The organism is Mucilaginibacter aquatilis, assembly GCF_009755275.1.
GTDB lineage: Bacteria > Bacteroidota > Bacteroidia > Sphingobacteriales > Sphingobacteriaceae > Mucilaginibacter > Mucilaginibacter aquatilis.
This window is the reverse complement of sequence record NZ_WQLA01000001.1, coordinates 228,097-251,060: the sequence shown is the minus strand read 5'-3', so window position 1 is coordinate 251,060 and position 22,964 is coordinate 228,097. Positions and strand designations below refer to the sequence as shown.

Genomic DNA, 22,964 nt, shown 5'->3' with positions numbered 1-22,964 from the left:
AATTGGTTTAAAAACAAAAGTCCTTTTGATTTTAACATCAAAAGGACTTGTTAAGTATATTGTAAGGTAAACTTAAAAGGGATAACCTATAGCAAGGTTGAACACCATTTTATCGTAGTTAATTGCCGGATTACTTTGCGTAAATGGTTTGGTAAGCGGGAAACCAAAATCGGTACGTAGCACTAACACGCTGGCATCAAATCGCAAGCCAAAACCTACGTCGGTTGCCAGCTGTTTAAGGAAGTTGCTGCTGAAAGTACCACCCGGCTGATGACCGCGTGCATTCCATATGTTACCGGCATCAGCAAATAGTGCGCCGTATACTATGCTAAATAAATGCGGACGGTACTCAATACTTGCTTCGAGTTTAATATCGCCTGACTGATCGGCAATAAAGCCTGTATTACCGCTAATATATTGGGTAGGGTCAACCGTGCCCGGGCCCAGTGAACGCGCCCTGAAACCACGTAAACTATTAGCACCGCCAATAAAAAACTGCTGGCTGTACGGTAATATGGTTGAATTGCCCATTGGTATACCTACGCCTGCAATGAAGCGTGCCGCAAATGAGCTCTTTACACCCAGTTTATGAAAGAAACGAATCTCATTCTCCAGTTTTACGTACTGGTTGAAATTGGTACCAAACACTTTTTTTGCATTACCGCCAATAGTATCGGCACCGGTAAGTAAACCTGTTAACATACCCGATGTACTTATGCGGCCATTATAGTAAATCGAATTGGTACGATAAGTTTCGGTAGTGTTAGTATATGTATAGCTATAGCTCGGCCCAAATGTAAACTGCGGATCAATAACGTGCTTAAGCGTAGGGTTACGTGTGGTAACAATACTATCTGTATACTCCTGTGTTACGTTAGTAGGTTTTACATAAGTAACGTTCAACAGGTTTAACTCATGACTTTTGTGCACACTTTGTTTCCAGTTATAACCAAATGAACCATTTATTGAGCTCAAATTATACAAGCCTGAACGATTAATGATTGAGTAACCTGCACTTAGATTGGTGCGGGGTATGTAAGCATTATCGGCCTTAAAGTTAAACGGACTAATGAAGCGCGGCCATGATAAAGTAGCTTGTGCGCCATATTGGTAAAGAGCGTTACCACCACCGGCGTTTCCTGATATCTGTCCGTCGGTGCTGCCAAATAACGTGATGGTGAGCGCTTCGGCACCTAAAAAAGCATTGCGATGGCGCCAGTTTACGTTTACCTGTGTACCATTAAAGTTAGCTGATGTAGTACGTGCCAACGCATCAAATGACAATGATTTTTTAGGGTACTGGGTCAAGAAGTAAAATACATTCAGTTTTGAAGAGTCAGCAGAAACGTCTTCAAACCTGTTTTTCACAAATTTATATGGCCCTAATTCCACAAACCTGCTTAATGAATTAGTATGATCGGTACGGTTATAAACCTCTCCGGGGCGCAACAAAACCGTGTTTTTAAATACATACGGACGTATGGTGCGACGGCGTCTGCTGTCTATTACGTTATACCAGTTGTAAGGTATTTTGTCCTGTAATCTTAAAGAAGTATCTCGCAGGCTGTAAGCAGGGTAAATGTATATGTTATCAATGGTGTAAATTCTACGCGCGCGCTCGCTCACCTCATCTTTAACCTTAACATAGCCATCAATTTCATGGTTGCCAACTGTGCTGTCTACACGTAAAATAAGGTTCTCGGGTGCAAAGTAATAAAAGCCTTTTTCTTTCACCCGTGCGTCAATACGCAGTCGTTCGGCCTTTATAGCATCTAAATTGTAAGCCTCACCCTTTTTCAAAATGGTTTGAGCTGAGGTGCCGGCAATTGCCGTATCAAGCGGATCCTTACTGTCTGACGGCCATATGATGTTACGGTACTTGTAAGACGGTCCGGCCGAAACAGAATACACAGCTTTCGCTACCTTCTCTTTTCCTACGGTATCGCCAGTAACCTGTGCCTGGAAATAACTCCGGTTTTGAAGACGGTTTTGCAGTATGGAGCTGTTTTGTGTAAGATCAACAGCACTAACCAAAACAGGCGCTTCGCCAAACTTGGTGTTAAGCCAGTGCTTAAAGCCTTTGGTTTTGTTTGTACGTGTTTTTTGATAAACCCACAACTTAAATCTGAATGGGCCTATCTTACCATTTGGTTTAGGTCTTAACAAGCTTTGTAAATCGCTTTTAATAAGGCTTTGCTCTTTTTTTGATATGTCTTTATCCGTAAAATTAATATCAGCACCGGTGTACAGCTTTTGTCCGGCTGGTAATTGTTTGGTGGTACTGCAACTGCTTGCAATTACCGTGATTGTTAGAAGTGTATATGCTGATTTTTTAATCATAGTTCAAATGTGGATATGCTTTCGGTTGAGGTACTGTCTGTTGCTGCTTTTTTAGGTTCATCGGCAGGTTGTTGGTCCTTTTCTTTTTGTTCTTGTTGCTCCTTTTTTTCTTTCTCCTCGCGTTTGCGTTCACGTATAAGCGCTCTTTCCTCACGACTGGTTTTTGAGAAGATTTCTTTGAAGCGGTTGTAGTCAACATTTAATGAGAAGCCAACACCTGTTTCAATTACCTGGCCTTGTATTACAATAAACTGGTCGCGGCGGTAGGCGCGCAGCGCGTAGCGGCCATCTTTAGTTAAACGGTAATTAAGCATTACGTTGCCCGCAATGGTGGTGGTACGCTGGCCTGGCTGTTGTTTACCTTCGAGCATAAAGTTATTACCAACGGTAACTGTTAAACGATCATTAAGGAAGCGTTTAGATAAGCCAACGTTTAAATCGGTTCGGTTTTGCTCGGTACCCGTAGAATAATCCTGACCTGATTGCAAATCAAAGTTTAGGTCAACGCCTCCAATTAAATCACCGGCAAGTTTATTTAACTGGTTTGAAAGCAACCCGCTTACGCTGTTACGTATGGTGCCTTCAACACCGGCACTGCCGCCCTGGCTTTGTAAAGGATTATCACCAATAAAATGGCCCAGTACAAGCACACCAAGTACCTGCTTGTTCATTTCATTAGGGTCACGACGTATTTGCTCAAGGCGAGTATTAACGGTATTAACTACCGTTTGCGATACAGTGTAGTTGCTGTCAGGCAGTACAATGTCAAACCCAATTTTAGGGGTAAGCAATTTGTTCTGCATGTTTAAGTTTACGTTGAAAGGAAGCTTTTGCTTGTAAACTGTACTTTGCGCATCAGTACCGCCCGATTGATTTTCGACTAAGTCAATAGGAGGTACGTTGGCTACGTAAATAGCAGTAAGGTCAACATTAGCATCGGTAGGGTCGCCGTTCCAAACAATAGTGCTTCCCTGTTTAAACCTAAACAGGCGATTAACCGGACCGTATGATAGCTCATAAGAACCTTGGTTAACTGTGTACGTACCAGTTAAGTTAATTTTTCCGCTTGGATCAATACCCGCGCTCAACTGTGCATCACCTTTAATGTGAACCACATCGCCGTTGCGCTCATCAATCACAATGTTAAAGTTGGCTTCTTTACTTACATTGATGGTGGCGTTAACGTCCAAACCTGTAAGTTCTGATTTACGTAGCGAATCAAGTCTCTTAGCCAGTAAAATTGAATCAATTTTTGGTGCATCGGCATCGATGAATTCAACAACGCCTTTACGGTCTTCAATGCTTGGGTCGGTTGTTGGCAACACGAAGGTCATATCTGTTTGCGGATCAACGGTCAAGCTTGCATCAACCACGGGTTTAGCCATATCACCACGAATTTTTACGCGTGTATCGATGTAAAGCTTACCGTAAAACAACTTGTTATCGGCACGGGTAGAGTTTACCGCACGGAAGTTGTTGGCGTTAATGTCTAAACCAAAGCTAAAGTCTTTATACGTTTTAGTGTAAACTGCTCCGCTTATAACGGCTTTATTACCGGTGGAATCAACCATGGTAAAGTCATTAAACCGTATACCTTCATTGTTAAAGCTGATGCTTTCCTTTGGCATAGTAAAGTATGAATTCAACATCGAAACATTGAAGCCTACCTGGTTGAAGTTTACATCGCCGCGTACGTTTGGCGCCGAGGCAGTGCCGGTAATTTTCAATCCGCCGGTGATGTTACCGGTTGCTCTCCTGATGCTGCCAAAGCTGAAGCCTTCAATGCTTTTCATGCTTAGGTTAACAATATTCAGGTTCATGTCTAACCTGCCTTCAGGCGTATCAGTGTAATACATGCCGGTCAGATCAACCTGGTTACCTTTGCCGGTTATGTTTACATTGGCTGCATAAGCGTTAGCGGTTTGGTTATTCACCTTTATGGCAATGTTGCCTACGGTATCACCTTTAAAGTTAAAGTCGCCAACATTCATATCAGCTACAAAAACCGGAGAGGCCTGCAGGTTGCTTACCGTGGCGTTTCCGTTTATAGTTCCGCCAACCAACAATGAGTCTTGCTGCGCCAAGCGCGTAAGGGTTTCAATATGGAAATTGTTAAAGTTAACCGTTAATGGTGCATTTAATTGTTGCGGATTGCTGGTAACGCTCAGTACCTGATTGCTATTGGTAATTGAAAAATCGCGCGCTAAAATTCCTTTGCTGCCAAACTGAAATGCATTGTTTGGATTTACCGCCCAAGCCATGTAATCTAACAATAAGCCATCCTGTAAAAAGCTGAATTGGTATTCATTTGGCAACACACTAAACACGCCTGCAATGCGGTAGCGTTCTTTGCGTGCTGCATCGCGCACTTGCAGGCTAAGGTTAAGCTTGTCATTTTGTGCATTACCGGTTAGGCCAGGGTACAGCAGTTTTAAGCTTTCGCCAACTTTTACCTGGTCAAATGTAAGGCCGTAATTAAGAGCATTGTTATTAGTATTAATGTTCAGCTTGCCGTTATCAATGGTATTGGTTCCATAAATAACTTTTGGTATGCTGCCATTTACAAGCAATAAATCCGACTGACTATCAAAGCGTCCGTTTATTATTACCGGGTCAAGCTGCTTTAAATCGGGCACAAACTGCGTTATTAATGGCGTTTTAACCATTTTTAAGTTAAAACTAAACTGTTGCGGCGAATACTTAACCGGCTTTGCCTTGCTTTGAACAGTGGGTGCTGCGGCCAAAGCTGTATTGAAGTACTTGTTTATATTATCCTGTAGTGCAGTGCCAATTTCGGTAAGCTTATACTTGCCACCTAAGCGTGCAGTTAAGAAAGGTGTTTTAAACCGCAGACTGCTGCTATCAGCATTAGCTGTCGATATAACGCTAACTGTATCTAACTGTATGCGCTGGCCTTTATTTACCAACAGCATATCAGTAAGTAAAACACTGCCATTTAAGTAATCAGGGTCGGCAGTTGGCAAATCAGCAACAATTTTACCGTGGAAGCGCATATCATCCTTAACAAAATTGAGGCGTTGTAAATTTATGCTGTCAACCAAAAGCGTTGCATTTACCGACGGATACTTTTTGCTCATGTTGGCTTTAGCATCAAGCGTGAAGTTAATGTTGGGGTCGCGCATGGTGGCTTTGGCTACATAGGCGCCATTGCGGGCACTGCCTTTTGCAACCAGGTTGCGGTAGTTATAGCCTTGTATTTGTGCGCTTGCAACGTTTGCGCTAAAATCAACATTAAGATTTTTAGGATCGGCGCCGGCGCCTTTAACATTGGCACTTAGTGTAAGGCGACCTACCATTTTAGGCTGTTTGGTAAGCGCTCCGGCATTGAGGTTAATAGCTTTTACATTAGCAGCGTAAGATATACGCTTCATGTCCATAGCGTTTTTTACATTGGCCGCTGCAGACAAGTTTCCATAGCTAGAGCGTAAATTAAGCTGAGTAGTCAAATTTTGCATGCTACCTTTTAATTTACCGCTAAGGCTCATTCTCTCGGGTATGCTTACGCTTGGCGGAATGGTGCCACGCGGTGCTAAGCGGTAAATGTCGCGTCGGCTGGTAGTAAAGTCGGCAAGGTTAACATCAAAGTAAGCCTTTTTAACATCAGGCATGCCTTTTAATACGGCCGATGTTTTAATGTGCGTATTTGACAAGCCCCAAACTTCAAAGTTTGATATGCGCAAATCATTCACCATACCGGCTACACGGCCGTTAACCCTGAATGATGCGTTTGGCGTGCTGCGGAATGGTTCCATAGAGGCCATTGTTGGCATAAGCAGCAACACATCACGCAAGCCAATGCGTGTACCATCAACATTGGCATTAACACTTAATAAACCTATGTTTTTGGTTATTGCCTCTATTGAAGGATAGGCAACCTCTACATTACGCTGAATAACTGTATTTGGTGTTTCAACATACAGGTCTTTAAGGTAAGCGTTTTTAGCACCATACATAAATGCGGTGCGGAATTCATTAAGCTTGAAGCCGCTTTTATCAGCAAAGGTAAATTGGTTTACCTTACCGGCAATAGTATCGGGGCTGTATAAAAGGTCTTCTATATCAGTACTCAGGCCTTTAATATCCATGTGCCCAAAATCTAATCCGCGGCGCAGTGGTGCCTGTGCATCATTGTCAAACTTAATGTCATTATTTGCCAGGCTTATTTTACCAATGGTGGCGTACCAAGGCTTGTTGCTTTGTGGCGGCGTAACTAAAGTATCAATCTTTTTAGCAGTTTCAACCACTGCGGTAACCACTGTTTGTGGTTTGGCCAGGCGTAAGCCAGCCTTCGTATCATTAAGTGTGATGCTTTTAACGCCAACGCGCTGATTTTTTAAATCAATATCATTCATCTCCACCAAGAATTTGCCGAGGTTAACGTTGGCTTTCATTTCGTTGGTGCGGTAATCAACTTTAACCCGGTTAACGTCAATAGTCCCTAAATCTAAATCAAGGCTAAGTGGGGTAGTAGCAGTATCAACCGTAGATGCCTGCGCTACTGATGAACCCGCAGGAGTTTGAATGATGCGCGCATTAACGTCTGATAAATTGATTTTAGGGATGCTGAACTTCATCTTATCCAAATCAAAATCCTTAATGCGTGTATCAAAGTGTCCCAGCAAAAATTTAACGTCGTTGCCTGTTGTTAAATCTTTATACGCAATGTTTATTTTATCGAGTACAACTTTATCAAGTGATATTTTGAGGGTAGATGTGGTATCTTCCGGCTTTGGCTCTTTTTTATTTTCGCTTGCAAAGGCTTTTATAATGTAATCGAAGTTGAAAGTACTGTCGGCACCACGGCTAACCTTAGCCGTAATACCCTGCAGATTTATCTCGTTAACTTCAACCTGGCTTTTAAGCAATTTAAGCATGCTGATGTCAACCTTCAGCTTATCACCTGCAATCAGCGTGTCGCGTTTTTGGTCTTCAAAGTAAACCTTTTCCAATACCAGCATTTTAGGGAAGCCAATGGTGATGTATCCGATTTCTACCTTGGTGCCAATTTTGCCTTCTAAAAAATTAACGGCTTTGTTTTTTGCAAACTGTTGTACAGCGGGCACCTGTATAAGAATTACTACAAGTAATACCAGAAATATAACACTCGCAACTATCCATAGAATGGTTTTTAAAGCTATACGTCCAAATTTTCCCAATTTATTATATTTAGTAGATGAAGAATAGTGTGGTGCATGGTATACAACAAAGCACATGCCTTTGTGGCTAAACTGACGAGAGCAACGGCAAATTGCTTATAAAACTTTGAACCGCACGAAATGTTTTTTTTTATAGCTGTAAATCTTAATAACTTACGTTTATTGTAGATAACTTTTGCCGGTTGCACCCTCAATGGGGAGCGCTTTTTCGTACTTTTGTAATTGCTGAAAGGATTTTGTTATGCCCGATTTTTCTCACTTACACGTACACACCCAGTTTTCACTTTTAGATGGCGCCGCCGATATATCAAAGCTGTATAAAAAGGCAGCTGCTGATGGTATGAAAGCACTTGCCATTACAGACCATGGCAACATGTTTGGCGTGTTTAAGTTTGTAGCCGAAGCCGGCAAACACAATGTAAAGCCCATTGTAGGCTGTGAGTTTTACGTGGTAGAAGACCGCCATAAAAAACAGTTTACCAAAGAGAAGAAAGACGTTCGTCACCATCAGCTGTTTTTGGCAAAGAACCCGCAAGGGTATAAAAACCTTATTAAGCTATGTTCTTTAGGTTATATGGAAGGCTTATACAGTAAATGGCCCCGTATTGATAAGGAACTTATACTTAAATACTATGAAGGACTTATTGCCACCACCTGCTGTATAGGTGCATCAGTGCCACAAGCTATTTTGAAAGGTACCGAAGAGGAGGCCGAGGCGGAGTTTAAATGGTGGCTTGACCTTTTTGGCGAAGACTATTACATTGAGTTGCAGCGTCATGAAATACCTGAGCAGGAAATAATTAATAACACCTTACTTAAGTTTGCCAAAAAGTTTAACGTTAAGGTTATTTGTTCGAATGATTCGCACTATGTAGATCAGCAGGATGCTAATGCACATGATATTTTACTGTGTGTTAACACGGGCGATATGCAAAGCACGCCTATTGCAACTGATGATGAGGGCGGCAGGGGCTATCGTTTTGGATTTCCTAATGATCAGTTTTACTTTAAAACTCAAGCTGAAATGGGCAAGCTGTTTCATGACCTGCCCGAGTCATTAGATAATACGAATGAAATTGTTGATAAGGTGGAAGTGTTGAAGCTGAAACGCGACATCATGCTACCCAACTTCCCCATACCACCTGAATTTAAAATACACGACGGACCGGAATCTGACGTGCTAAATCAGTGGGAGTACTTAAAGCACTTAACCTTTACCGGCGCCTACGAGCGCTATAAGGAAATGACGCCCGAGGTAGAAGAGCGCATTAACTTTGAGCTGTTCACCATTAAAACCATGGGCTTTGCGGGTTACTTCCTCATTGTGGCCGATTTTATTAAAGAAGGCCGTAATATGGGCGTATTTATTGGGCCTGGCCGTGGGTCGGCAGCAGGTTCGGTAGTGGCGTACTGTACTGGTATAACCAATATAGATCCTATTAAGTATAACCTCCTGTTTGAACGTTTCCTGAACCCCGACCGTAAGTCAATGCCCGATATTGATACGGACTTTGATGACGCCGGTAGGCAACGGGTTATTGATTACGTGGTTGATAAGTATGGTAAAAACCAGGTAGCGCAAATTATTACCTATGGCTCAATGGCTGCCCGCACCAGTATACAAGATGTTGGCCGGGTATTGGACATGCCGCTAAGTGATGTAAACGCGCTTAAAAAACTGGTACCCGATACCCTGGGCATCAACCTTAAACAGGCAATAGAACAGGTGCCCGAACTTAAGGCTATTAAAGAAGGTAACGATTTAAAAGCTACGGTACTGCGCGAGGCTGAAAAGCTGGAAGGTTCGGTGCGTAACACCGGTGTGCACGCGGCAGGTATTATTATTGCGCCTGACGACCTGACGAACATTGTGCCCGTAGCCACTGCCAAGGACTCTGACCTGCTCGTAACGCAATATGACGGGCGTGTAATTGAGGATGCCGGTGTAATTAAGATGGACTTTTTGGGCCTGAAAACCCTAACCATTATTAAGGATGCACTGCGCATGATTAAGCAGAACCATGACCGTGATATTGATATAGATTACATTCCGTTAGACGACCAGAAAACCTACGAACTGTACCAACGCGGTGATACCAACGGTACATTTCAGTTTGAGAGTGATGGTATGCAAATGTACCTGCGTGAGTTAAAGCCAGACAGGTTTGAAGATTTGATTGCCATGAACGCCCTGTACCGGCCAGGACCTATTGAGTATATACCAAGCTTTATTAAACGTAAACATGGCCTTGAAGATGTAACATTTGACCTGGCCGACATGGAGGAATACCTGGGCGAAACCTATGGTATCACCGTATATCAGGAACAGGTGATGCTTCTTTCGCAAAAACTGGCAGGCTTTAGTAAAGGTGATGCCGACGTTTTGCGTAAGGCTATGGGTAAAAAGCAAATTGAGGTACTCAACAAAATGGAGGCGCAGTTTATGGATGGGGCAATGGCCAAAGGCCACCCTAAAGATAAACTTACCAAGGTGTGGACCGACTGGAAAGCCTTTGCCCAGTATGCTTTCAACAAATCGCACTCTACATGTTATGCGTTTGTAGCCTACCAAACGGCTTACTTAAAGGCGCATTACCCCTCAGAGTACATGGCGGCGGTATTAAACAATCAAAACAGTATCGATAAAATATCTTTCTTTATGGAAGAAACCCGCCGCATGGGTATCAATGTATTGGGGCCGGATGTTAACGAATCGGACATGGCCTTTGCGGTAAATAAAAATGGAGATGTACGCTTTGGCTTAACCGGTGTTAAAGGTGTGGGCGAAAAGGCTATTGAAAGTATAATTGACGAGCGTAATGAGCGTGGCCCTTACAAATCGGTTTTTGATTTTGCCCAGCGCAGCAACACCCGCAACGTAAATAAAAAGGCTTATGAAAACCTGGTGTACAGCGGTGCGTTCGATAGCTTTGGTTTAAACCGGGCCCAGTTTTTTGCCAAAACCGAAAATGGCTTGCTAACCGGAATTGAACGATTAATTAAATACTCCAACGATTATCAAAATACACAAAGCAGTTCGCAATCATCATTGTTTGGTGGTACGGTTGAGGCGTATATTCCCGAGCCTGCCATGCCTGTTTGCGAAGAATGGGCCCTGATTGAAAAGTTGAAGTACGAAAAGGATATGATTGGTATTTATTTAACCGGTCACCCTTTAGATAATTATAAGTTAGAGCTGGAGCGTTATTGCCAGAATACTGTATCTGACTTAAAAGTATTGGTAACTATGCGCGGGGGCGAAGCTCCGGCCGATATTGTGGAGCGCTTTGCGCAACTACGTCGAATGGGGGAGCTGAGCATCGGCGGCTTGATGGCTAACGTACAGCACAAAATGACCAAAACAGGTAAACCGTTTGGCACATTTGTAATTGAAGATTACTACGATAGCTACGAGTTTGCCCTTTTTGGCGATGATTATATTAAGTTCCGTAACCTGCTTGGCGATGGTTTCTTTGTACAGTTGAAAGGTACTGTTGAAGAAAAGTATCGCCAGAAAGACAACTGGGATATGCGCCTTGGTTCCATAAATCTGCTATCAGAAATGCGCGATAAAATGACTAAATCGCTCACTATTTGTATGCATTTGCACAGCCTTAACGATGATATGGTTAACAACCTTAATGAAATGGTGCTGGCTAATAATCAAAAATACGAAGTGAAAAACTGCGCCCTGCGTTTCATGATTAAAGACGGCGAAGATAACCTGTTTATTGACCTGCCATCCAAAACCATGCGCGTTAACCCAAGCGATGATTTAATTGCCGGAATATATAGTTTGACTAATGTGCAGCCTATGTTGAAGTAGGGTGAAAATTAAAAACTTGAAACGTGCAGTTTATTATCTTAAAACAGGCATCTAATTTTTAAACAGATTAAATAAGATATATTGTTATTATAAACTATACCTTTTGGAGTAGTTTATAATAACAATATGAATACTTAAACAATGACAATTTCCAGATAATCCTTTCCTGACAAACAAATAGCAAGCATACTATTAATGTATGTTGTTTAGTGGTTTTGATTGTTAACACTTACTAAGAAAACCTCAAAGTTTGTTGTAATTGCCTGCGTAACTTCCCCTAACTTATAATTTCAAAAAATCAACTGAACTGATTACTATGAACTTGGCGGTAAAATAGTAATTATTTAACTTATAAGATAATGAATTAATTATTTTCAAATCTGATAGTTCGAGATATAAAATTAAAAACTTCAAGCCTTTAAATAATTATTTGGTTAACCCAATACCCAATGCTAGTAAGCGCTGAAATCAAGCAAGAGTCGATTTAATCAAAGAGAAACTTTTTATTAACCACTGATTTAATTATTATTTGTTTTTATTATATTGCTTAAAATTAAATATTATGAAAACCTTTACTTTTATTGCATCAGTTGCTTGTGCCCTTACATTGACGTACGGTTGCACTAAAGAAAAATCAGGAGATTCACAGATTTCCAATTCAATGAAGTCTAATGCTCCAGACAGCGTGAAAAAATCAGTGCTTGGATCAAGTTGCAAGAGAACTGGGGTGTGGGGATATAATCCCTATAATCAAGTGTACACAGTGATTGGTACATTTCCAACTAACGCTAATTACGTTTTACCTAAGCAGATTTGGACATGTGGTAATTATGAATTAAATAATCAATCTGACGGTAATCTTGTTATTTATGATAGAACAAACGGCGGATTAAGAGTGTTATGGGATCTTACACGTGGCTATAATAAAAACCCAAAGTTTGTGTTACAGACGGATATGAACTTTGTGGAGTACGATGGAAACAATAATGCCATATGGGATGCCGGAACTTACGTATTTCAGTGTGGTGGTAAAAGTCCAAGAAATGCAAGGTTAATATTGTCCAATAGAGGCGAACTGCATATTATAGCTGAATCTGATGCCATTACAACTGGCGTTTTGGGTTCAACACTTACTCAAGATGGTCAAGTGCGTACTGGAGGCCAAGGGTACTGGAAGCGCTTTGATCTTGATGAGAATGATCCATATGGTGTTCATTTAGCATACTGATTCATATGCAACGTTTCAGCCAATTGCCTGTGTTACTGTCTATGACAAGCACAGGTAATTGGCTTGATTGCATCTCAATACTATTGATATACTACCTTCCCGAGAACACCAACTCATCATCTACAAAAATCTGGCATTCCACTGAAAAGGTTGGGTGCCTAATGATACTTTGATTCGTTTTGTTTCCTGGCCGGGCGCTTTCAGGCTTCCGTACAAACGGCTGCGCAAAGCAAATCCCAATTGCTCATCTTGCAAAGTTCCATTAACCCAAAGGCGTTCGCCGCCAAACCAGCTGTTTTCTACGGTAATTTTATGTCCATCATAAAGGGTAGTCCAGGCACTCATATTTTCGTTTGTTTAGGTTTAGATGGGGGGCCGCACAATTAGTTACAGTATGTATTGATCAAAGTTCAAGCGTTGGGTTAACATTACCTATCCTTAAAAGTACCGGAAATTTAATCTGCCTTGTATCATTACCACCCCAAAGCTTTTTAATCTCAGGCTTCAACTCATCAACCGGATTATAGTCGTTTTGCTTAATAAAATGCTTAACGGCCGACCATGTGTTCAAATAGCCAATTAAATGCTCGGCAGTCCAGTTCAGTGTGTTGTAAAATTGCGGCGTTTCCAACTCTTCAAAAGGGAATGGTATGGTTTTATAGTTCTCGTCTATATACTTACGTTCGGCATCCCAATAGCTGCCAATAACATTTTTGTAAAAATGTGCTATCACGTCATCAATCTCTTTTGAAACCTCAATCATCCCATAACCGGTAACACACAACAGTGCATTAGCTTTTGCAGTTCTTTCCACCTCGGCATAGAACCTGTCAAAATCAAACCAGTGAATGGCTTGTGCAACTACAATTAAATCAAAAAAGTTGTCACTAAAGTCTGTTATTTCAGCAGGTTGAACGCTGTAAATTATGTTATTTGCCTGCCCGGCGTTATCTATCTGCGCCTGGCTTATGTCGGTTGCAAATACTTGTTCAAAATTTTTAGCTAACTCAAAAGCTACCTGTCCGTTACCTGTGCCGCAATCCCAGGCATTTTTTTTACGGGTAATAAGCTATATAAGTATTCAAAAAACTCCGGAGGATAGGTGGGCCTGTAACGGGCATAGCTGTCTGATTGGGTTGAAAAGTTGTCTTTCATTTAGTAACGGTTTATAAGTGAAATTACTCAAATACCTGTTAACAACAAAGGGCCGCCCTTTTGGAGGCGGCCCTTACAACTTAATTATGTATCGGCTAAAAAATTATTTAGAGTAAATTTTAGAAGCGTCTCTGAAACCAACTCCGGTGTTGCTATACCAGTCAGCATATGAAGTGCCGCCAGATAATGCCCACTCTGAGAAGCGTAAGTAAGCTTGGTTTACAGGTTGTAATTCAACCGGGTATTTGTACTCACCTACAAAGCTGATAGCCCATGGCCAGTTTTCTTTTGACAGGTAAGTTTTGTTGCTGTTTAATACCGAAGCATCATCATCAGTACCGAAAAGTGATTTGGTAGCTTTATCGGTTGGTGCAAAGCCAGGTAAGTGTATTTCATAACCGCGACGCATATCACTGATAAGGAACGGATTGAAATTAGCAACTTGTAGGTTTGATGCCGCAACAGGTGAAGCAAAGGTTACGTTTACAGTAGCTGTGCTGCCGGTAACTTTGTTTTTGTCCATCAGTGTATTGATGAAGAATGCACCATCAGGGTTTCTAAGCAAAGCCTCGTGGTTGTCAAAAGGAACAATAACCGCTTTAGATTGGCCAGCTTCAACACCATTAGCAGCATAGCTGATGTAGTTGCTGATGTTTCTTTGACCGGTAACTGCGCTAACTGCTGAAGCTGAAACTGGTAATTGAACCGCAAAACCATTTTTGAATGAAGCGCCTGAAGCTAAAGGAGTAAATTCACCTTTCATTTCAACAACCTGGTTGCTGGCGTTGCTTACAAATGTGTAGCGGTAGTTAACTACTAAGTCGTTAAGGTCAAAGTCGCCTTTTTTAGGCCAGTTATCTTCAAAAGCAATGCTGGCATAACCTGTTTGTGACGGGTAGTAGCTTACATAAGCTTTGGTAGCATCATCAGGGAAAGCGTCTAATTCGTCCAATACGCCGTCGCCATCTGTATCTCCACCTTTGTCAATTGCAGGCACGCCGCTGTTTGAAATACCGGTTACCGGGTTTGAGGTAGCATATACAACAAGGTCATTAAAGTCCTGGTCAGATCCGTTGTCACGGTTGATGTCTTCAAAGCCCATCAGGAATAATTTGTGAACATCATCCCATAAAGTAACTACGTGTTTCTTTTTAGCTACTGTGCTTTCAGGGTTCAATCTGTAGTCAGAGTAGAATTTAGCGTTACCGGTTAATACGCCGCTACCATTCCATGCATTTTGAATTAATACAAAGCCTATAGAAGTACCTGCGTTAAAACGACCGATTTTTACTTTATCACCCGGTTTTAAAGCACCGCCCGATCCGTTTGCCGAAGCATTAGGGAAAATAAGCGTAGCGTTATCCAAATCATCAACACTTGTAGGAGGGGTGTTGGTTGGGTAAGTGTAGTAAGCAAGGGTGTTAAGATATCCGGCACCTTCAGAAACGAATGTGATCCAAACGTCAGAAGTAGCTGTGATATTTAAGTTAGATACCGCATTGGTAGTCAAAAACTCAGGGTGAGTAGTTGGCAGTGGTGAGCCTTCAGGTAATGAAGCATTGATGTATGACAATAATGAAGCATCAATAGCATCAGGAGTAGCCTCAAGGTAAACCGGACGGCCAACGCTGCGTGGGTACTGAGTAGTGTTGAATGTTGCGTTGGTGCTTGAGGTGTAAGGGCTTGGGTAAGCAAACACCGGACCGCCAATTGCCATTGTACCTTTAGTAGCAGTAGTACCGTTTGAAGTAGATACGGTTATCTCTTCTGGCTGAATGTCGCCGCCAAAACCATCTTTACCACCAATTAAAGCAGTAACGGTATTGCTGGTTGATATTGCTGCCTGTGCATTACGCATTAAGCCAACATAAGCAGGATCAATAATTAATTTATTTACCGAAGTTGGAATAGTAACCAAGCCTTGAAGCACACCGCTTTTATCGGTAACGCCTTTAAAAATTGGTGATGTTGCACCAGGCAGGTAAGCGCTCACTACTACACCGGCTAAAGCCTCATTGTTTGCAGCGCGCAGGGTAACGTTTAATGTTACGTTTTTAGTGGTTGAAAAGTTAAAGCCATCCGGAGCAATTTTAGCTCCTGCTACCGGGTTGGTAGTAGTCTCTTCCGGCTGAGATGCGTCTTTCTTACAAGCCGAGAAGCTGACAACTCCGGCTAATAAGGCACATGTAAAAAGGTGTTTCATATAAATTATTGTGTAATTTCTAATTTGTTTGTATACCCTTAGGCAAAGGGTGTTCCAACGTGCATTTATAGCTGAAACAATACACTTGGCTGTTGAAGTTGAGTAAATGTGTGGTAGTAATTCCCCATAGGCAATCCATTTGTGTAGATAGATTGCCCTTTTTTACGATGAAAACAGTAAAAGGGTTATACCCAATCAGCACATCACCTAAAACAAATAGGAGTGGGTATTTAAATGGCTAAATTCCTGTAGGGTGAGTGGCAATGATTTGAACTTGGCTATTGTAGTTGAACACGCAGCTATATTATGATGTTAACATATACATAAACTTACTACTTTTAGCCAATGATGAACGCTGAGATAAAAAAATGGAAAGTATTGGAAGAAGCTGACGTTTCACCTAGTCCATGGTTCCCGATGCTTAAGCATAAAGTTGAGCTGGCTAATGGTCTTATAGTAGATGATTATTTCTTTTCGCCCTTAGGAGATGTGGTGCAGGTATTGGCGCTCACACCAAAACATGAAGTGATATTGGTACGCCAGTACAAGCATGCGCTGGGCGAAATATTGCTCGAACTGCCCGGCGGCATGCAGCAAAAAGACAAGTCGCTTATACAATCGGCGCTTAACGAGTTGGAAGAAGAAGTAGGTGTGAAGGCGGAGGCCAGTCAGCTGATATCATTAGGTAAAATAGCTAATAATCCTACTAAAACGAAGCAAATTACCTATGGCTATATTATGTTTGATGCCGAATTTAATTCAACGCAAAAGCTTGATGTTACCGAAAATATTGAAGTGCTGACCATGCCTGCCCCAGAGGTTCTTCGACGTGTAAAAGATGGGGAAATTTGGGTAACCGACTCTATGAACTTTATTCTTAAAGCTGCTTTAAGATACCCTGAAATTTTCGGTGTGTAATTATAACTGCCAGCCCATCAGTTGCATTACTTTTTCAAATTCGGGCATCAAAGGTGCTTGTATATAAACAGCTTCACCAGTTATTGGATGATTAAATGCAAGGCTCCGCGCATGTAACAGCATGGTGTTCATTTGCCATTGCTCGGTAAATAGCTTGTTTTGTTTATTACAGCCATGCGTGCGGTCGCCAATTATGGGGTGAAATATGTGCGCAAAATGTTTCCTGAGTTGATGCATACGCCCTGTTTGAGGGCATGCTTCGACCAATGAATACCTTGACGTAGGATGCTTACCAAATGCGACAGGTAACTCAGCCTGAGCCAGCGTTGTGTACCGGGTAAAGGCATCCTGTAGCGTGCCGTTGTCTTTTCTTAAAGCGTAGTCAATCTCCCCACTTGGCGAAGAATGACCGCGTAAAACGGTTAAGTAAGTTTTTTTTACTTCGTTGGCTGCAAATTGCTTTTGCATTGCTACCTCTGTATCTTTATCTAACGCAAAAAGCAATACGCCTGCTGTTTTACGGTCAAGGCGGTGTGCCGGGTATACGGGCTGGCCAATCTGGTCGCGCAGTAGTTGCAAAGCAAACACCTGCACATCGGCAGCTATCGAGGAGCGGTGTACCAACAAGTCGTGCGGTTTATTAATGGCAATGAGGTAATTATCCCGGTATAAAACATCTAGCATGAGGGGCGCAAATCTAGTACAATTATTGCCCGTTTGATAATTTCATATTCAGCAGTTGGAGCAAAAAATATATATTAAATAATTTATCTTATAATATATTATTTATTTACTTTGGTATAACAGCATTCTGATTGCTGTGAAAACCACAGACTTAAATTTTTAATTTTCAAATGAGCGACAGGTTTATGGGTAGTCATGATGTTATGTCATTATTACATAACGCATATTCAAGTCGTGGTCATAATTTAAAGCAAAGCATTGTTGTTGCCGGCCGGGCCCTTGCTTTAAGCCGCAAACGTGATGATAAGCAACTAATAGGTAAAAGCCTAAACCTGTTATCATTATTTTATATGATAAGAGGAGAGTATAAGCGCTCCTTACGTATGGCTAAAGATGCCATCAAATATTTTGAGCAGCTTGATGATGAACGCGGTATAGCCGATGCTAAGTATAACATTGCAGGCGTTTATTACAAAACAGATAACTATCATTTAGGATTGGTTAACCTGATGGATAGCTTACGAGTTTACCGTAAACACAACGACTATCACAACGAGGCGCGTGCGCAAAAATCGTTAGGTACTATTTATGAGTATTTTGGCGATCGTAAAAATGCCATCCGGTCATACACTGGGGCTATTGATGCGGCAAAAAAGGTTAAAGATATTGACCTGATTGCCAATGCTTACAATCCGCTTTCAGGAATTTATTTGAAAATGGATAAAGTACAACTGGCCATGAAAATAGCCGGAAAGTCAATCTCCATTAAAACCAAAAGCGGTGATATACGCGGATTGGCCTTTGCACTATACGCCCGTGCTAAAGTATACGCTGCCCAGCAAAATTGGTCTGCCGCTGAAATCGATTTCCGTAAGGCGCTTGATATACATTACCAGATGGGCGAGAGGCTTGGCCTGGCAATGGTTTACTGCAAATTAGGCTCTTTATATACAAAAACCGGGCAGTTTGAGCGGGCTAAAAAATTGCTTGACAGGGCACTTCGATTTAGTACGAAGTACAATATCATTTATACTAGCTTTAAATCATCATATCAGCTGTATCGCATTTATAAACAGGAAGGCGATACACAACGCTCGCTGGAATATTTAGAGCAATACCTGCATCAAAAAGAAACGGTTATTAATGCGCAAACCCAAAAGGTAATTGAAAATTATGAGCTGATAAACCGTATTGAATCAACCGAGAAGCAGGCGCAAATGGATAAGGAGCGCGAGCGTATAACACAAAATCAGCAACGGGCAGAAGAGGCGGCTTCCATAAAGCAGAATTTTCTCTCAACCATGAGCCATGAAATTCGTACGCCGCTTAATGCTGTAATTACCATTAGCTCCCTACTGGCCGAACGTGTTGATGATGAGGATAAGCAACTACTTGATTCTTTAAAGTTTGCCGCTAATAATCTGCTTTTAATTATAAACGATATACTTGATTTTACTAAGCTTGATACAGGTAAGATGCAACTTGAACAGCGGCCGTCAAACTTACTTAAGCTATTAAAAAACTTGAGTAATACGTATGATAATATGGCCCGTAGTAAAGGCATTGAAACCAGTTTGCATGTAGATGACCGTATAGCAGAGGTTTATGAGTTTGATGAGGCAAAAATATCGCAGATTATAAATAACCTTATTAGTAATGCTATAAAGTTTACCGACGTAGGCAAGGTTTCAGTGGATTTAAAGCTGGTAAACTCAACGGGAGAATTTGACACCATAAAATTTAAAGTAACCGATACTGGTGTTGGTATACCAAGTGAATTTTTTGACGAAATGTTTAATAGTTTTACCCAACCCAAAAGCGTAACAACTCGCAAGCAGGGAGGATCTGGCTTAGGATTGGCGATAGTAAAAAAGCTGGTTGAACTTCATCAAAGTAATATTCACTTCACCAGCGTTGTTGGAAAAGGGTCGTGCTTTTACTTTGAGCTGCGGTTAAAAAAAGCCGGTATTAAAAAGGCAGATAGGGGCAAGCAGCTAAACCGTTTACAAAACAAGGTTGCGCTACTGGCCGATGATAATATGATTAATGCAATGGTAGCACGTAAGCTGTTATCAAATTGGGGTGTTACTGCTGAGCACGCTATAAACGGGGTAGATGCTATTGAAAAGGCGGCTAATAAAACGTTTGATTTTATTTTAATGGACATACACATGCCCGAAATGAACGGTTTTGATGCAACCATTCATATTCGCAATAATCATAACCCCAATACACATACACCTATTTTTGCTTTAACTGCCGATGTTACCGCCGAGCATCATCAAGAGTATAATACCTATTTTAACGGCTTTTTGCGCAAGCCTATTGAGATAGAAAAGCTTTACGAGGCTCTTGCAGGCGTATCATAGCATTTTATCACCATCAACCTATTTGCTGTTTGTTTGTTAAAAGTGCATGGCTACTTTGTATGTACAGCAAAAGCCCGGCGCAGGTAAATGGCTGGCTTTAATATTAAGCATCTTAATAACCGAGGGTATTGCCTTTACAGCTTCCATGTTTACCCGGCCCGAAATATCCGGATGGTATGCAACGCTAACCAAACCATCCTTTAATCCACCCAACTGGCTGTTCGCCCCTGTTTGGACAACACTGTACCTGCTTATTGCCATTGCAGCCTGGCTAGTTTGGAAAAACCGGCATCTTCACCAAGCATTTGGTACAGCGGTTTTCGTTTATGTTATTCAATTGGCCTTAAACTTTTCTTGGTCATTCGTTTTCTTTGGTATGCACCAAATTCTTGGTGGTTTGGTGGTAATAGCGTTATTGTGGTTAAGCATCATTGCCAATATGTATTACTTTTTAAAATTTAGTAAACCGGCTGCGTGGCTCTTATTTCCATATTTGTTGTGGGTAAGCTTTGCGTCGGTATTAAATTTTTATATTTACCTGCTAAACGGGCAATCATAAACCCGTTGCAGGTTTACATATTAAAAATGAAAAAGCTTCTCTTGGCTGTTATTTTGCTTACTACATCGGTGGTGGTTGCCGTAGCTGATACGGTTAGCATCAAAAAGTTTGTTGTAAAGGAAAACCCGTTTGCGCAAAATGAGGTAGCCATTGTTGCTACCGATTCGCTTGAACAAATACAGGAAAATGTTAACGGTAAGTTTGCCTTCACAATCAACGGCTTCCAGTACGAGCTTAATTTTCAAAATGGTACGGGTTTTTATCGCCAAAAGCTTCAAAAATCAACCTTTATGTATGTAAAGCATCGGAATGAGTCGGGTTCATACTCGGTGCTTTATTACATTTTTAAACGAGGGGAAAAGCTAAGCCCATGGAAGATTAGCTGGATGTGGCTTGTTGTTATTCCTTTAGCAATTGTATTTATTGGCTACTTGTTTAAGCGTCTTATTATTATTGCAGCCATAGTGCTTATAATTTTTATATACTTTAATCATAGTAACGGACTTAGTATCCCTACGTTTTTTGAAAGTATATTTGATGGTATTAAACACTCCCTAATAAGCTAGGCCTTGGTTGTATATATGCTTTGAAGGTGTGATGAAGTGCGTGCTTTATGTTCTTAAATAGGAAGCTCCGTTTATATCTATTATACCGCCACTTGTAAACTCAAACCCTTCCGAGGCATAAACAGCTGCCAGGCGAGCTACCTCGTCTGTTGCGGCCACGCGGTTAAAGGGACTTTGCTTTTTAATTTCTTCCCCTTCATCTGCATTCAGTATGGAAGCTGTCATATCTGTTTCAACAAAGCCTGGTGCTATGATGTGCACACTAATATTACTTGGCGCAAGGCTAACTGCTAAAGACTGGCTCATGGCATTGAGGCCCGCCTTACTTGCAGCATAAGCCGGATGATTTGGTTCGCCCCGGAAAGCCCCGCGCGATGATATATTGATTATTTTACCGCCTCCCTGATGCATCATTTGCCTAGAGGCAAAATAACACAGGTTTGCTACGCCGTTTAGGTTGGTATTTATAGTGTCTTGCCAGGTGTGCTGCCATTCATCAAATTCAATTTCTTCTATTTTGTGCTCCAGATATATACCTGCATTGTTCACCAACACATCCAGTTGCGGGTAATGATCTAAAAATTTATCAAAGAAACGTTGTACGCATTTAGGTTTACTTTGGTCTAACTGGTACAGTGCGTGATTACCTCGGTGTGGGAGTTGGGTGATTGTCCTTTCGGCATCATCCAGATTTTTGTTATAAGTAATTATAACGTCTGCATTTAACGATGCAAACAGCATTGCGCAAGCTTTACCTATACCGCGCGAACCGCCGGTTATAAGTACGGTTTTCTCACTAAAATCGAGTAACATGGCTCAATGCTGTTTTTTTCTTTGCGTTAATTATTTATTCACCTATACGCAAAAAATAAAGCAATGTTGCATTTAGATAACAAAATGCAACATTGCTTTATAACATACGGCTTAAGCAAGCCAAAATTCTTGATTATTTTTTTGGAGCTTCCTGAGCTTTCTTCTCCTCTTTTTCGCGTTTTTTGAAAAAGCCTCTCAACAAAAAGTTATGCTGAACAGCTTCAAGGTCGTCATTCAACTTAATGGAACTTTCGTTAAGATAGTGAAGCATGCTTTTTAATTCTTCTGCCGATTTTTGATCGTTAAGCAATGCACCCATAGGGTTATCAGTGCTGTTTAGCTTGGCACTTGCTTTATTTAAATTGTCTGTAAGTACACCGGCGTTAGCTGTTGCTTCCTGCAATTGATTGGCTGATTGCTGTAGTTTGGCAAATACAGCTGTGTCGGTAAGCATTTTATCGGCAAGGCCACCTTTGGTATTCATTTTTACCCCAAAGCGGTTAAGCTCATTAGCCATTTGTGACGTGCGCAAGGTTGTGCTTTGCAGGTTGGCCACAACAGTTCTGAATTGTAAAGCCAATGCCGAGTCGGCCAGTAAAGAGCCTGCTAAGCCTTTGCCCTCAACCATATTTTTAGCCAGGGTTTTAAAGTCGGTGGTAATTGATACAAGGTTTTGATTGTTCTTTTGAAACGTCTTCATAATCTCGTCGGTATTGAGCATACCTTTTGAGTTCATGAGCGTTCCGTTTTCAATTACCGGCGCGGAAGGGGTACCACCATCAATAGCTATAATTTTGTTGCCAATAAACCCTTCAGAACTTATCTCTGCTACGGCATCTTTATGAATGTATTGCTGAATTGATGGGTCTACATTAAAATCAACATCAACCTGGTTAATACCGCTAAAGGTGATTTTTTTAATAGTACCTACCTTTACACCCGAAAACCAAACGTTGTTACCTTTTATTAACCCCGATACGTTTGCAAAACGGGCACGCAGGTGCAAACCATCGTTAAAGCTTTTTTGCTGGTTGCCTAAAGTGAATATGCCTACAACAAAAATGAGCACACCTGCTGCTATAAACAGGCCTACCCAAAAAGCATACTTATTTTCTTTTAATTCCAT

The 22,964-nt window shown here is 41.4% G+C and carries 15 protein-coding genes; 6 read left to right on the top strand and 9 right to left on the bottom strand.

Annotated elements, in window-relative coordinates; all coding sequences use genetic code 11:
* Positions 1–72: 72 nt before the first annotated feature.
* Both tamL and GO816_RS01185 read right to left on the bottom strand, forming a co-directional pair.
* Entirely contained in the window at positions 73–2,340 is a 2,268-nt protein-coding gene (gene tamL, locus GO816_RS01190) for a translocation and assembly module lipoprotein TamL (RefSeq protein ID WP_157539524.1), read from the bottom strand.
* Positions 2,337–7,517, bottom strand: a complete 5,181-nt coding sequence (locus tag GO816_RS01185) for a translocation/assembly module TamB domain-containing protein (protein ID WP_157539523.1) — start codon at positions 7,515–7,517, stop codon at positions 2,337–2,339. Before GO816_RS01185 ends, tamL begins: the two co-directional genes overlap by 4 nt.
* Positions 7,518–7,758: 241 nt before the next feature.
* On the opposite strand from GO816_RS01185, the gene dnaE reads away from it, so the two are divergent.
* Positions 7,759–11,343: a DNA polymerase III subunit alpha gene (gene dnaE / locus GO816_RS01180; RefSeq protein WP_157539522.1), complete on the top strand. Its 3,585-nt coding sequence runs from the start codon at positions 7,759–7,761 to the stop codon at positions 11,341–11,343.
* 562 nt (positions 11,344–11,905) lie between these two features.
* Entirely contained in the window at positions 11,906–12,571 is a 666-nt protein-coding gene (locus GO816_RS01175; protein ID WP_157539521.1) for a hypothetical protein, read from the top strand.
* Positions 12,572–12,691: 120 nt separating this feature from the next.
* Here the strand turns inward: GO816_RS01175 and GO816_RS01170 are convergent, their stop codons facing one another.
* The 4 genes from GO816_RS01170 to GO816_RS01160 all read right to left on the bottom strand — a co-directional run bounded on the left by GO816_RS01170 (position 12,692) and on the right by GO816_RS01160 (position 15,929).
* On the bottom strand, positions 12,692–12,916 hold the full coding sequence (locus tag GO816_RS01170; RefSeq protein ID WP_198171391.1) for a hypothetical protein: 225 nt from the start codon (positions 12,914–12,916) through the stop codon (positions 12,692–12,694).
* 58 nt (positions 12,917–12,974) lie between these two features.
* On the bottom strand, positions 12,975–13,637 hold the full coding sequence (locus GO816_RS01165; protein WP_317163583.1) for a class I SAM-dependent methyltransferase: 663 nt from the start codon (positions 13,635–13,637) through the stop codon (positions 12,975–12,977).
* A complete protein-coding gene (locus GO816_RS18750; RefSeq protein ID WP_232336461.1) occupies positions 13,586–13,726 on the bottom strand; it encodes a hypothetical protein in 141 nt (46 codons plus the stop codon). Before GO816_RS18750 ends, GO816_RS01165 begins: the two co-directional genes overlap by 52 nt.
* A gap of 103 nt (positions 13,727–13,829) precedes the next feature.
* Positions 13,830–15,929, bottom strand: a complete 2,100-nt coding sequence (locus GO816_RS01160) for an LruC domain-containing protein (protein WP_157539520.1) — start codon at positions 15,927–15,929, stop codon at positions 13,830–13,832.
* Between the two features lie 345 nt (positions 15,930–16,274).
* Here GO816_RS01160 and GO816_RS01155 point away from each other — a divergent pair, with 345 nt between their 5' ends.
* Positions 16,275–16,847: an NUDIX hydrolase gene (locus tag GO816_RS01155; RefSeq protein WP_232336460.1), complete on the top strand. Its 573-nt coding sequence runs from the start codon at positions 16,275–16,277 to the stop codon at positions 16,845–16,847.
* Here the strand turns inward: GO816_RS01155 and GO816_RS01150 are convergent, their stop codons facing one another.
* A complete protein-coding gene (locus tag GO816_RS01150) occupies positions 16,848–17,531 on the bottom strand; it encodes a pseudouridine synthase (protein ID WP_157539519.1) in 684 nt (227 codons plus the stop codon). It abuts the gene before it with no gap.
* Between the two features lie 170 nt (positions 17,532–17,701).
* Between GO816_RS01150 and GO816_RS01145 the strand changes: the two genes are divergently transcribed.
* The 3 genes from GO816_RS01145 to GO816_RS01135 are packed head-to-tail and all read left to right on the top strand — an operon-like array spanning position 17,702 to position 21,025.
* The gene (locus GO816_RS01145; protein WP_157539518.1) at positions 17,702–19,900 is read left to right on the top strand and encodes an ATP-binding protein; all 2,199 of its coding nucleotides are present in this window, start codon (positions 17,702–17,704) and stop codon (positions 19,898–19,900) included.
* A 46-nt stretch (positions 19,901–19,946) separates the two neighbouring features.
* Positions 19,947–20,459, top strand: coding sequence for a TspO/MBR family protein (locus tag GO816_RS01140; protein WP_157539517.1), 513 nt, complete (start codon positions 19,947–19,949; stop codon positions 20,457–20,459).
* Positions 20,460–20,485: 26 nt separating this feature from the next.
* The gene (locus tag GO816_RS01135; protein ID WP_157539516.1) at positions 20,486–21,025 is read left to right on the top strand and encodes a hypothetical protein; all 540 of its coding nucleotides are present in this window, start codon (positions 20,486–20,488) and stop codon (positions 21,023–21,025) included.
* A gap of 45 nt (positions 21,026–21,070) precedes the next feature.
* On the opposite strand, the gene GO816_RS01130 is transcribed toward GO816_RS01135, so the two are convergent.
* On the bottom strand, positions 21,071–21,838 hold the full coding sequence (locus GO816_RS01130) for an SDR family NAD(P)-dependent oxidoreductase (protein ID WP_157539515.1): 768 nt from the start codon (positions 21,836–21,838) through the stop codon (positions 21,071–21,073).
* Between the two features lie 133 nt (positions 21,839–21,971).
* The gene (locus GO816_RS01125; protein ID WP_157539514.1) at positions 21,972–22,964 is read right to left on the bottom strand and encodes an MlaD family protein; all 993 of its coding nucleotides are present in this window, start codon (positions 22,962–22,964) and stop codon (positions 21,972–21,974) included.

Bases quoted from the DNA above. Each gene is read 5' to 3' on its own strand.
- GO816_RS01175 (WP_157539521.1), top strand. From the start codon at position 11,906: ATGAAAACCTTTACTTTTATTGCATCAGTTGCTTGTGCCCTTACATTG.
- dnaE (WP_157539522.1), top strand. From the start codon at position 7,759: ATGCCCGATTTTTCTCACTTACACGTACACACCCAGTTTTCACTTTTA.
- GO816_RS01155 (WP_232336460.1), top strand. From the start codon at position 16,275: ATGATGAACGCTGAGATAAAAAAATGGAAAGTATTGGAAGAAGCTGAC.
- GO816_RS01145 (WP_157539518.1), top strand. From the start codon at position 17,702: ATGAGCGACAGGTTTATGGGTAGTCATGATGTTATGTCATTATTACAT.
- GO816_RS01130 (WP_157539515.1), bottom strand. From the start codon at position 21,838: ATGTTACTCGATTTTAGTGAGAAAACCGTACTTATAACCGGCGGTTCG.
- GO816_RS01150 (WP_157539519.1), bottom strand. From the start codon at position 17,531: ATGCTAGATGTTTTATACCGGGATAATTACCTCATTGCCATTAATAAA.
- GO816_RS18750 (WP_232336461.1), bottom strand. From the start codon at position 13,726: ATGAAAGACAACTTTTCAACCCAATCAGACAGCTATGCCCGTTACAGG.
- GO816_RS01170 (WP_198171391.1), bottom strand. From the start codon at position 12,916: ATGAGTGCCTGGACTACCCTTTATGATGGACATAAAATTACCGTAGAA.
- GO816_RS01135 (WP_157539516.1), top strand. From the start codon at position 20,486: ATGAAAAAGCTTCTCTTGGCTGTTATTTTGCTTACTACATCGGTGGTG.
- tamL (WP_157539524.1), bottom strand. From the start codon at position 2,340: ATGATTAAAAAATCAGCATATACACTTCTAACAATCACGGTAATTGCA.
- GO816_RS01160 (WP_157539520.1), bottom strand. From the start codon at position 15,929: ATGAAACACCTTTTTACATGTGCCTTATTAGCCGGAGTTGTCAGCTTC.
- GO816_RS01125 (WP_157539514.1), bottom strand. From the start codon at position 22,964: ATGGAATTAAAAGAAAATAAGTATGCTTTTTGGGTAGGCCTGTTTATA.
- GO816_RS01140 (WP_157539517.1), top strand. From the start codon at position 19,947: ATGGCTACTTTGTATGTACAGCAAAAGCCCGGCGCAGGTAAATGGCTG.